At 67.0% G+C, this 10,417-nt stretch carries 11 protein-coding genes and 2 pseudogenes; 5 read left to right on the forward strand and 8 right to left on the reverse strand.

The genetic code is table 11. The annotated features are described in order from the left end of the window. From ureC to J8J14_RS23850, 5 genes and pseudogenes are all read left to right on the forward strand, one after another. A pseudogene (gene ureC / locus J8J14_RS23830) lies at nucleotides 1-348 on the forward strand (urease subunit alpha); the annotation flags it as partial. Between the two features lie 8 nt (nucleotides 349-356). Further along, on the forward strand, nucleotides 357-920 hold the full coding sequence (locus J8J14_RS23835) for an urease accessory protein UreE (RefSeq protein ID WP_209382037.1): 564 nt from the start codon (nucleotides 357-359) through the stop codon (nucleotides 918-920). Further along, entirely contained in the window at nucleotides 853-1,611 is a 759-nt protein-coding gene (locus J8J14_RS23840) for an urease accessory protein UreF (RefSeq protein ID WP_342452528.1), read from the forward strand. Before J8J14_RS23835 ends, J8J14_RS23840 begins: the two co-directional genes overlap by 68 nt. Next, on the forward strand, nucleotides 1,608-2,255 hold the full coding sequence (gene ureG / locus J8J14_RS23845) for an urease accessory protein UreG (RefSeq protein ID WP_209382038.1): 648 nt from the start codon (nucleotides 1,608-1,610) through the stop codon (nucleotides 2,253-2,255). Before J8J14_RS23840 ends, ureG begins: the two co-directional genes overlap by 4 nt. Next, entirely contained in the window at nucleotides 2,255-2,812 is a 558-nt protein-coding gene (locus J8J14_RS23850) for a HupE/UreJ family protein (protein WP_209382039.1), read from the forward strand. Before ureG ends, J8J14_RS23850 begins: the two co-directional genes overlap by 1 nt. A gap of 177 nt (nucleotides 2,813-2,989) precedes the next feature. Here J8J14_RS23850 and urtE read toward each other — a convergent pair whose 3' ends face one another. The 8 genes and pseudogenes from urtE to J8J14_RS23890 form a co-directional block, all read right to left on the reverse strand. After that, entirely contained in the window at nucleotides 2,990-3,682 is a 693-nt protein-coding gene (urtE, locus tag J8J14_RS23855) for an urea ABC transporter ATP-binding subunit UrtE (protein WP_209382040.1), read from the reverse strand. 4 nt (nucleotides 3,683-3,686) lie between these two features. Continuing rightward, a complete protein-coding gene (gene urtD / locus J8J14_RS23860) occupies nucleotides 3,687-4,424 on the reverse strand; it encodes an urea ABC transporter ATP-binding protein UrtD (RefSeq protein ID WP_209382041.1) in 738 nt (245 codons plus the stop codon). After that, complete coding sequence (gene urtC, locus J8J14_RS23865; RefSeq protein WP_209382042.1) at nucleotides 4,421-5,518, reverse strand: urea ABC transporter permease subunit UrtC; 1,098 nt, start codon at nucleotides 5,516-5,518, stop codon at nucleotides 4,421-4,423. Before urtC ends, urtD begins: the two co-directional genes overlap by 4 nt. Next, a complete protein-coding gene (urtB, locus tag J8J14_RS23870; protein WP_342452529.1) occupies nucleotides 5,515-7,098 on the reverse strand; it encodes an urea ABC transporter permease subunit UrtB in 1,584 nt (527 codons plus the stop codon). Before urtB ends, urtC begins: the two co-directional genes overlap by 4 nt. Before the next feature lie 14 nt (nucleotides 7,099-7,112). After that, nucleotides 7,113-8,345 carry an urea ABC transporter substrate-binding protein gene (gene urtA, locus J8J14_RS23875; RefSeq protein WP_209382043.1) on the reverse strand — a complete coding sequence of 411 codons (1,233 nt, stop codon included), beginning with the start codon at nucleotides 8,343-8,345 and terminating at the stop codon, nucleotides 7,113-7,115. A gap of 148 nt (nucleotides 8,346-8,493) precedes the next feature. Then, nucleotides 8,494-8,820, reverse strand: a pseudogene (locus J8J14_RS23880) (ISNCY family transposase); the annotation flags it as partial. 202 nt (nucleotides 8,821-9,022) lie between these two features. Beyond that, nucleotides 9,023-10,006 carry a Bug family tripartite tricarboxylate transporter substrate binding protein gene (locus J8J14_RS23885; RefSeq protein WP_209382044.1) on the reverse strand — a complete coding sequence of 328 codons (984 nt, stop codon included), beginning with the start codon at nucleotides 10,004-10,006 and terminating at the stop codon, nucleotides 9,023-9,025. Between the two features lie 67 nt (nucleotides 10,007-10,073). Beyond that, on the reverse strand, nucleotides 10,074-10,417 hold a 344-nt coding region (locus tag J8J14_RS23890), incomplete at its 5' end, for a hypothetical protein (RefSeq protein ID WP_209382045.1).

Below are 10,417 nucleotides of genomic sequence, written 5' to 3' on the forward strand. Positions count from 1 at the left end.
GCCATGGCCCCCATGGGGGACCCCAATGCCTCCATCCCCACGCCGCAGCCCGTGCATTACCGCCCGATGTTCGGCGGCTTCGGCCGCGCCCTGCCGGCGGTGGGCGTCACCTTCACCTCCCAGTCCGCGCTGGAATCGGGGATCGGCGAGCGGCTGCGGCTGGAACGTCCCTTGCTTGCGGTGCGCAACACTCGAAGCGGGATTTCCAAGCGCGATATGGTGCTGAACGATCTCTGCCCACGGATCGAGGTGGATGCCGAAACCTATGAGGTACGCGCCGATGGCGAGTTGCTGGTCTGCGAACCTGCCCGCGTGCTGCCCATGGCGCAGCGCTACTTCCTGTTCTGAGCACTGAGATGACCGAAGACACCTTGCCACGCGCCACCAAGGTCCTGCCCGCCGGCCAATGGAATGCCACCGAGGCGCGGGACAGCGTGACGCTGGATTTTGACGACCGCCATCGCCGCCGCCGCCGCTACACCGGCGAGGGCGGCACCGCCTTCCTGCTCGACCTGCCGGAAGCCGTGGTGCTGTATGACGGTGACGGGCTGGCGCTGGAAGGTGGCGGCACTATCGCCGTGCGCGCCGCGCCGGAGCCGCTGGTGGAGGTGACGGCGGGAGACCGGGCGCATTTCGCGCGTATCGCCTGGCACCTCGGCAACCGGCACCTGCCGGCCGAGATCGGGGCGGACCGCATCCTGATACGGGACGACCACGTGATCACGGCCATGCTGCGCGGCCTCGGCGCCACGCTTCGCGCGGTGCAGGCTCCTTTCAACCCGGAGGGCGGCGCCTATGGCGAGCATAATCGCCAGACCGGGCATCATCACGGTCCCCAGCAGCCGCTCCATCATGGTCACGACCACGACCACCATCACGACCATTCCCATGACCACGGTCATGGTCACCACCATCACTGATCCTGCGGGAGGGGGCGACGCCGCCCTCTACCGCCTGCTGGCCTGGACATCGCCCTCCTATCCCGTGGGCGCCTATACCTACAGCCATGGGTTGGAGACGGCGGTGGAGGAAGGGGCGGTGAAGAACCGCGCCGGGCTGGTTGCCTATGTCAGGGCCGCGCTGGGACGGGGCGCGGGCGTCGTGGATGGACCGCTGCTCGCCGCTGCCTGGCGTGCGGCGGCAGCGGATAACGGGGCCGCGCTGGACGAGGTGGCGGAACTCGCCGCCGCATGGCGCGGCACGGCCGAGACGGCGCTGGAGAGCAGCGCCCAGGGTACCGCCTTTGCCTCCGTCACGGCCTCGGCATGGCCCGAGCCGCGCTTTGACGCCCTCAAAGCCCGTCACCCGCGCCGGCTGGTGCACCCCGTTGCTTTCGGCGCCGCTGCGGCCTGGAGCGGTATCCCGCTGCATCCCGCGCTCTTCAGCTGGCTTGGCGCCTTCGCTGCCAATCTCGTCTCGGCGGGCGTCCGGCTGGTGCCACTAGGCCAGACGGATGGGCAGATCGCCACTGCCGCCCTTCTTCCTTTCGTACAGGCCGCCACGGACTTCGCGCTGGTCACCCCCCTGGACGAGATCGGTACCGCCGCGCCGATGCTCGACCTGTTCTCCATGCGCCACGAGACGCAATACACGAGGCTCTTCCGATCATGACGAATGGTCCCTTCCGCGTCGGCATTGGCGGCCCCGTCGGCTCCGGCAAGACCGCGCTGACCGACCGCCTGTGCAAATACCTGCGCGATACGCACGATATCGCCGTGATCACCAACGACATCTACACGCGCGAGGATGCCGAGTTCCTCACCCGCTCCGGTGCGCTGGTGCCCGAGCGAATCACGGGCGTGGAGACCGGCGGCTGCCCGCATACCGCGATCCGCGAGGACGCCTCGATCAATCTTGCCGCCGTGCAGGAGATGAATGAGCGCTTCCCGGCGTTGGAGATCCTGTTCATCGAGAGCGGTGGCGACAACCTGGCTGCCACCTTCTCACCGGAGCTGGCGGATCTGACGATCTACGTCATCGACGTCTCGGCCGGAGACAAGATCCCGCGCAAGGGCGGGCCGGGCATCACGCGGTCGGACCTCCTGGTCATCAACAAGATCGACCTTGCCCCGCTGGTTGGCGCCGATCTTAGTGTGATGGACCGGGATTCGAGGAGGATGCGGGGACAGCGCCCTTTTCTCTTCACCAATCTGAAGGAGAACCAAGGCGTGGCCGAGATCGCCGATTTCATCCTGCAATCCGGCGGCATCGACCGCCGGGCCCTGCCTCCCGCCACGCCCCGGAGTGCCGCTTGATGCGCCGTCTTCTTCTCACTGCCCTTGCCCTGCTGCCCCTGCCAGCCCTGGCCCATACGGGCGGGGACCACGCGCTCGGCTTCACAACCGGGCTCGCGCACCCGCTGGGCGGGGCGGACCATGCAGTGGCCATGCTGGCTGTCGGACTCTGGGCCGGGCTGCTGGGCGGCCGCGCCATGTTGGCGCTACCTGCCGCTTTCCTCGCGGCCATGCTGGCCGGATTCGGCCTGGGTGCGGCAGGCGTGGCGCTACCTATGGTGGAGGGGGGAATCGTGGCCTCGGTGGTCGTGCTCGGCGGTGCCGTGGCCCTTGCCAAACGGCCGCACCTCGCCTTTCTGCTGGGGCTGGTAGCCCTGTTCGGCCTGTTCCATGGCCACGCACATGGCACGGAGATGGGGGAGGGTTCGGGCGCCCTGGCCTATGCCACCGGCTTCCTGGCGGCCTCTGCCGCGCTGCATGGGGCGGGGCTGGCGCTGGTCCGGCTGCTCCTGCCCCAGCTCCTGGCCCGTTCCGCCGGGGCAGCCATGGCCGTGTTTGGCCTCATCCTGCTCGTCTGAGGCTAAGCTCGGGCAAAGGTGCCAAAAGGCCGGGGATCGCTCCCCGGCCTCTCTCACGCGCAGGCAGGTTAGGTGAGCTCGTCCTTCCCGGACTGCACTGGCTCAGCGACCATGGATATGGCTACTGCTTTCCGGCCAGCGTGATCAACGACGCGGCCCGAGCAGGACGGCTGTGAGCTAAACGGTCAGGAGGCGACGGACCGCATCCTCCTCAAGCGTATGGGCCTCGCCGTCCAGGGCGACCTCGCCGCGCACCATCACGGTGATGCGGTCAGCAAGGTCGCGGGCGAATTCAAAATACTGCTCCACCAGCACGACGGCCATGCCGCGGTCCTTGGCCAGATGGCGGATGACGCGGGCGATGTCCTTGATGACGCTGGGCTGGATGCCCTCGGTAGGTTCGTCGAGGATCAACAGGCGCGGGCGAGCGGTGAGGGCACGGGCGATAGCGAGCTGCTGCTGCTGTCCTCCGGACAGGTCACCGCCACGGCGGCGGAGGAACTGGCGGAGGATGGGGAAGAGATCGAAGATCTCCTCCGACACCTTGGCGCCACGCGGGGCGGCGGCGAGGGCCGTTTCCATGTTCTCCTGAACGGTGAGGAAGGGAAAGATCTCGCGGCCCTGGGGAACGTAGCCGATACCGGCGCGGGCACGGTCCGCCGGGGACAGGGCGGCGATGTCGCGGCCTTCCCATTCGATGCGCCCCCCGCTGATCCGCTCCACCCCCATGACAGAGCGCATAAGCGAGGACTTGCCGACGCCATTGCGGCCGAGGACGCAGGTAATCCTCCCGGGATCGGCAGAGAGATCGACGCCGCGGAGGCAAAGGCTGGCTCCGTAGGAGAGCTTGAGATTGGTGGCCCGGAGCATCGGTTCAGCGCCCCAGATAGACTTCGATGACGCGCGGATCGTTCTGCACCGTGTCGATCGAGCCTTCCGACAGCAGCGTGCCTTCATGCAGCACCGTCACCTTGCTGCCGAGGGCACGGACGAATTCCAGGTCATGTTCCACCACCACGACACTACGGCGGCCGGCGATACGGCGGAGCAGGGCGGCGGTGTGTTCCGTTTCCTGGTCCGTCATCCCGGCGACGGGCTCGTCCACAAGCAGCAGGTCGGGGTCCTGCATCAGCAGCATTCCGATCTCCAGCCATTGGCGCTGGCCGTGGGAGAGGATAGCGGCGGGGTCCCCGGCGCGGGCGGCGAGGCCGATCTCCTCCATCACTCCCTCAATCCGCTTGCGGGCCGTGCCGGCCAGCTGCCATCGCAAGCAGGAGAGCGGGTCGCGCGGGGCCTTCAGCGCCAGCTCCAGGTTTTCAAAGACCGTCAGCGCATCGAACACCGTAGGCTTCTGGAATTTGCGGCCAATGCCAAGATTGGCGATGCGGGCCTCATCCATGCGGGTGAGGTCGTGGTCGCCAAACCTGACCGTGCCGGCGGTGGGACGGGTCTTGCCGGTGATGACGTCCATCATCGTGGTCTTACCCGCGCCGTTCGGCCCGATGACCGCGCGCAGCTCGCCGGCATCGACAACGAGGGAGAGATTATTGAGCGCGCGGAAGCCGTCGAAGATGACCGAGACCCCGTCGAGATAGAGAACCGGACCGGTCATTTCGTGCGCCCCTGGAAGAGGCCGACAAGGCCGCGCGGCAGGAAGAGGGTGACGGCGACGAAGAGACCGCCAAGGACAAAGAGCCAGAGATCCGGTGCGAAGGAGGTCAGCCAGGTCTTCACCGCATTGACCGAGAAGGCGCCAATGATGGCGCCGACGAGCGTGCCGCGGCCGCCCACCGCGACCCAGATTACCGCTTCGATCGAATTGCCGGGGGCGAACTCGCCGGGGTTGATGATGCCGACCAGCGGAACATAGAGGGCGCCCGCCAGCCCGGCCAGCACGGCGGAAAGGGTGAAGACAAAGAGCTTGAAGGCGGTGACGGAGTAGCCGAGGAAGCGCACGCGACTTTCGGCATCCCGCACCGCGACAAGCACGCGGCCGAGCTTCGTGCCGACGATATGGCGGCAGAGCAGGAGCGAGCCGGCAAGCAGGGCAAGCGCGGCATAGAACAGTCCGGCGCGTGCCCCCTGCGTGTTCAGGGGAAGGCCGAGCAGCTCCTTGAAGTCGGTGAAGCCGTTGTTGCCGCCGAAGCCCATATCGTTGCGGAAGAAGGCCAGCATCAGGGCATAGGTCATGGCCTGGGTGATGATGCTGAAATAGACACCTGTGATGCGGCTGCGGAAGGAGAGCCAGCCGACCAGGAAGGCCAGGGCACCGGGCACCAGCATCGCCATGAGGACGGCATAGGAAAAATGGTCGAAGCCCAGCCAGTACCAGGGCAGCTCCCGGTAGCCGAGGAAGACCATGAAGTCCGGCAGCACGGGATGGCCATAGACCCCGCGCGGGCCGATGAGACGCATCAGATGCATGCCCATCGCGTAGCCGCCGAGGGCGAAGAAGGCGCCATGCCCGAGGGAAAGGATGCCCGCATAGCCCCAGGCCAGGTCGATAGCGAGCGCCAGGACGGCGTAGCAGATCCATTTGCCGGTCACGGCTATCGTGAAATCGGAGATGCGGAGGACGTTGCCCTCGGGGAGTTGGTTGAGGATGGGCAGCAGGGAAAGGAGGCCGATGGCGCCGATGATGGTGCCGCGGACCAACATGCGGGCAGGAATGCCGCGCGGGGCGGGAGCAATGGCGAGGTCGCTCATGCTTCGGCTGCCCGGCCCTTGAGGGCGAAGAGACCGCGCGGGCGGCGCTGGATGAAGAGCATGATGAGGACAAGCACGGCGACCTTGGCGAGCACGGCGCCCGCCCAGGGTTCGATGACCTTGTTCAGCACGCCCAGCCCCATGGCACCCACCAGCGTGCCGATCAGGCTGCCCACGCCGCCGAAGACTACGACCATGAAGCTGTCGATGATGTAGCCCGTGCCAAGATTGGGGGAGACGTTATCAATCTGGGAGAGGGCGACGCCGGCCATGCCGGCCAGGCCTGATCCGAAGGCGAAGGTGAGGGCATCGACCCGCCCCGTGCGGATGCCCATCGTGGCGGCGGTTCGGCGGTTCTGCACCACCGCGCGCATCTCCAGCCCGAACCGGGTGAGGCGGATGGCGGCGAAGGTAAGGGCGAGGACCAGCAGGGAGAAGACGACGACCCAGAGGCGGTTCTGCGTGATGTTGATACCGCCCGGGAGCGCCAATGTGCCCTGCATCCAGGCAGGGGAGAGAACCTCGCGGTTCTGGGCGCCAAAGGCCAGGCGAACGGCCTGCTGCAGGATCATGCCAACGCCGAAGGTCATCAGCAGGGTTTCCAGAGGGCGGCCGTAGAGGTGGCGGATCAGCCCGCGCTCCAGCAAGGCACCCGCGAGACCGGCGACGAGAAACGCGGCGGGAACGGAAAGGGGGAGCGACCAGGGCAACAGCCAGGGAATGCCGCGGCATGCCTCCTGCACCACAAAGGTGGTGTAGGCGCCCAGCATGACGAATTCGCCATGAGCCATGTTGATCACGCCCATGACACCGAAGGTGATGGCCAGGCCGAGTGCGGCCAGTAGTAAGACCGAGCCGAGGGAGAGGCCCTGGAACAGGGTTTCGCCGGCACGCTTGAAGGTCAGCCTCGCATCAATGGCCGACACGGCGCCGTCGATTTCGGGCGCGAGCTCGGGGTTGGCGGCGCGGGCTTCCAGCAGCAGGGCGCGGGCCTCATCAGAAGAGGCGCTGCCTAGCGTGGCGATGCCTTGGTGCTTGGCCTGCGCATCGGGCGCAACGAGGCGGGAAGCGGCCAGCGCCAGTTCCTGGCGCTCCCGCACGCGGGCGATGGTCTCGCGCGCGATGGCGGCCTCGAGTGGGGCGATGTTCTCGGCACTGCGGCTGCGGAAGACAGAATCCGCGGCGGCAAGGCGTTCGTCCGGATTGGCGGAAACCAGCTGGAGCCGGCCCAAAGCCCCGCGCAGGGCGGCACGGACGCGGTTATTGATTCGGACCGTCTCGGCGCCCGTGGCGTCGGCGGGTTGGCCGGTGGCGGCATCGGCGCCGCCGGGCAGGATGATGGTGACGTCTCGCTTGCGGAGCTGGCCTTCAGAAAGGGCGCGCAGCACGGGAAGGGCGCGGGCATCGCCGCTGGCGCCGAGGCGCTCAACCGCCTCGGCCTGGGTGCCGAAGCCGCCGGCCAGGCCGGGCAGGGCTTCGAGATAGGCATCCTGTGCCGAGGCAGGCGCGAGGAAAGCCAGGAGGAGCATCAGAAGTAGGATGAGGCGCGCCATGATGTGGTGGGCGGCGGGTTGCCCCACCGCCCCTCCTTCTCTCAGCCGCGGCGGCTGGCATTCTCGGGAATGAAGGGGGACCAGTTCTCGGCCGGGATGGCGGTCGGCGTCTTGTGGACGATGTTGAACTGGCCGTTCTCCTGAATTTCGCCGATCATCACGGGCTTTGAGAGGTGGTGATTGCGGTGCATCTCCTCCTCATAGCCGGAGGGGGCCATCACCTTCTGGCCGTACATGGCCTCGCGCACCTGGTCGACCGCGGTGGTGCCGGCCTTCGCTACGGCCTGGGTCCACATGCGGAAGCCGGTGAAGGTGGCTTCCATCGGGTCGTTGGTCACGCGCTTGTCGTTCTTGATGTAGGCGCGCCACATCGCCTTGAACTCGTCGTTGGGCTTGCCTTCCACCGACATGAAGTAGTTCCAGGCGGCGAGATGGCCGACCAGCGGCTTGGTGTCGATTCCGGCCAGCTCCTCCTCTCCGACGGAGAAGGCCACGCATGGGATGTCCTCGGCCTTGATGCCTTGGTTGCCCAGCTCGCGGTAGAAGGGAACATTGGCGTCGCCGTTGATAGTGGAGACTATCGCGGTGCGCTTGCCCTCGCCGGCAAAGCGCTTCACGCGGGAGACGATGCCCTGCCAGTCGGAATGGCCGAAGGGCGTGTATTCTTCCATGATGTCCGCATCCGCGATGCCCTTGCTGTTCAGATAGGCGCGGAGGATGCGGTTGGTCGTGCGAGGGTAGACATAATCGGTGCCCAGCAAGACGATGCGCTTAGCCTCGCCTCCATCCTTGCCCATCAGGTACTCGGTGGCCGGGATCGCCTGCTGGTTCGGCGCGGCTCCGGTGTAGAAGACGTTCCTGGACTGCTCCTCGCCCTCATACTGCACGGGGTAGAAGAGGAGGCCGTTCAGCTCCTCGAAGACTGGCAGCACGGATTTGCGGGAAACCGATGTCCAGCAACCGAAAGTGACATCGACCTTGGAGACGGCGAGCAGCTCGCGCGCCTTCTCGGCGAAGAGGGGCCAGTTGGAGGCGGGGTCCACCACCACGGCCTCTAGCTTGCGGCCGAGCACGCCGCCGCGGCGGTTCTGGTCCTCGACCATCATCAGCACCGTGTCGCGCAGCGCGGTCTCGCTGATCGCCATGGTGCCGGAAAGGGAGTGCAGCACGCCCACCTTGATGGTCGCACCCTGGGCGAATGAGGGGCGGATCGCCGGCAGGGCCAGCGCGCCACCGAGGCCGGCCAGCGCGGCGCGGCGGGTGAGGAGCGTCATTCTTTTTCGTCCCACAAAGGCCGGTGCGCCCGCGGATGTCCCGCGTCTGGCCGGGCGCCAGCGCAGTTGCGAGAAGCGTGCCAGCAAGTGGCTGAGAAGTTATGCAAGCAAAATGGCGTCAACTTGTGCAGCCTGGGGGCGCTCTGCGCCTTCCTGCGGCAAGGTGCACCTTTGGGAGACTGATAGCGGGATCGCCGGGCAGGGGAGGGGCAATCGCAAAGCGGGTGTCGAACCGCTCCATGGAGCCGACCAGGAACTCATTGTAAGCCGCGATGTCACTGACCCCGGCGAGGCGCAATTCCTTGCCCAGCCGGTCCTGCAGGGTCCTGTTCACCCGTCCGACCCGGCCCTCGGCCTGACTCGATTTGGCGCAAGAAATTTCAATGTTCAGCTCGGCCAGGGCACGACCGAACTGTGTCATTCCCTGGCCCTACTTGGCCTTCGGCCGGGCCAACCGAAAGACGGAGTGCTTGTCCGGGCATTGTCACGGAAGCCGCCTCCAGCCGGAACGACGTGCCTGGATCAGGCCCAGCGGTTCCTGTCATCCCACGCCATGATCTACGGTCATTTCCGTCCGCGGCAGCACGTCATGACGGCTGCCAGTTACCAGCGCGCCCGCGCCAAGGCCTCAACGCCCTTGTGCGGAGCGGATTATCGGTTCGTTCCGCGCGATGGGGCTACTCCGTGGTGATCCCGGCCTCGCGGATCAGGGCCCCAAGCCGTGCCGTCTCCTCGCGCAGCCCTTCCACCGCCTCGTCCGCGCTGCCACCCACCGCAATGGCGCCGATATCCAGGATGCGCTGCCGCACGGCCGGCTCTTCCAGCACCCGGTGGAACGCGTCGTTCAGTGTCGCGACCACTGCGGGCGGGGTGCCGGCCGGCACCACCAGCCGGGCCCGGGCGGAGGACTCCAAGCCTGGCACGCCCGCCTCGCCCATGGTCGGCACGTCGGGAAGTTGCGGCGCGCGTTCCCGCCCGGTGACGCCGAGCGCGACCACCTCCCCCGACCGGACCTGCGCCAGCGCGCTGGCGACCGTGTCGAAAAAGAAGTCGACGCGTCCCGAGATCACGTCGGTCAGGGCGGCAGCGCCGGAGCGGTAGGGGATGTTCACCATCTCCTGCCCGCTGAAGCGGCGGAAGATCTCGGCGGCGAGGTGGTTCGACGAGCCGGCACCAGGCGAGGCATAGGAAAGGCCCCTGCGCGTCTCGCGCGCCTTCCGCAGGAGACCCTGGACGTCGGACACGCCCAGGCTGCGGGGCACCACGAGCACCAGCGGCAGGTCGGCCACGGCGATCACCGGTGCCAGCGCGGTGTTCGGGTCGAAGGGGGCCGGGCGGTACAGGGCCGGAGCCGTGGCGCAGATCGGGGGGCAGATGGCCAAGGTGTAGCCGTCCGGGCGAGCCTGGGTCAGCGCGACGATGCCCACCGTCGCACCGCCGCCCGCACGGTTCTCCACCACGATGTTCTGGCCCAGCACCTGGCCTGCCCGCTCCGCTACGACGCGCGCGAGCAGATCGGTGCCGCCGCCCGGGCCGAAGGGCACGATCAGCCGCAGGGGGCGGTCCGGGAAGGCCTGCGCGTCGGCGTGTCCGACGAGGCCAGCGCTCAGGGCAAGGCCGAGCGCCAGGGTGTGCAGTAGGTGGGGGCGGGACGATGACATCGGTCTGAACCTCCGTGGGGCGATCTTGGCAGGGGGCAGCGGCTTGGCGTTGAGGCTCCTATAGCGGTCAAGGGGCCACTGTGACTGCCTTCAGGGGAGGGGCCTGCGCTTTGCGCCGAGATCCGTCGATCGCATAATATACATTATGTAAAATGAATTGGAAATTGACCCATAAAAACAATCGTTTGCTGCGGTCCGTCTCACGCTGAGCAAACGCTCGGTTGTTGAAGCCATAGCCTGACCGTCCACAGTGCCGTGTCAAATTTGAATCTTCCAAGGCTTCAAATTCCTGTCCGTCGTCGAATGCTTTGGGACAGGTGAGGTGCTGAACTAACGGAGGCTCGGGCTCATCTGGGCTGGAGGTTAGGCGGCTCGGCGCTGATGCAGCAAGCGCCGCTGCTGGATGGTCTG

Source organism: Pararoseomonas baculiformis, assembly GCF_017813395.1.
GTDB lineage: Bacteria > Pseudomonadota > Alphaproteobacteria > Acetobacterales > Acetobacteraceae > Roseomonas > Roseomonas baculiformis.

Bases quoted from the DNA above. Each gene is read 5' to 3' on its own strand.
- J8J14_RS23835 (WP_209382037.1), top strand. From the start codon at position 357: ATGACCGAAGACACCTTGCCACGCGCCACCAAGGTCCTGCCCGCCGGC.
- J8J14_RS23840 (WP_342452528.1), top strand. From the start codon at position 853: ATGGTCACGACCACGACCACCATCACGACCATTCCCATGACCACGGTC.
- ureG (WP_209382038.1), top strand. From the start codon at position 1,608: ATGACGAATGGTCCCTTCCGCGTCGGCATTGGCGGCCCCGTCGGCTCC.
- J8J14_RS23850 (WP_209382039.1), top strand. From the start codon at position 2,255: ATGCGCCGTCTTCTTCTCACTGCCCTTGCCCTGCTGCCCCTGCCAGCC.
- urtE (WP_209382040.1), bottom strand. From the start codon at position 3,682: ATGCTCCGGGCCACCAATCTCAAGCTCTCCTACGGAGCCAGCCTTTGC.
- urtD (WP_209382041.1), bottom strand. From the start codon at position 4,424: ATGACCGGTCCGGTTCTCTATCTCGACGGGGTCTCGGTCATCTTCGAC.
- urtC (WP_209382042.1), bottom strand. From the start codon at position 5,518: ATGAGCGACCTCGCCATTGCTCCCGCCCCGCGCGGCATTCCTGCCCGC.
- urtA (WP_209382043.1), bottom strand. From the start codon at position 8,345: ATGACGCTCCTCACCCGCCGCGCCGCGCTGGCCGGCCTCGGTGGCGCG.
- J8J14_RS23885 (WP_209382044.1), bottom strand. From the start codon at position 10,006: ATGTCATCGTCCCGCCCCCACCTACTGCACACCCTGGCGCTCGGCCTT.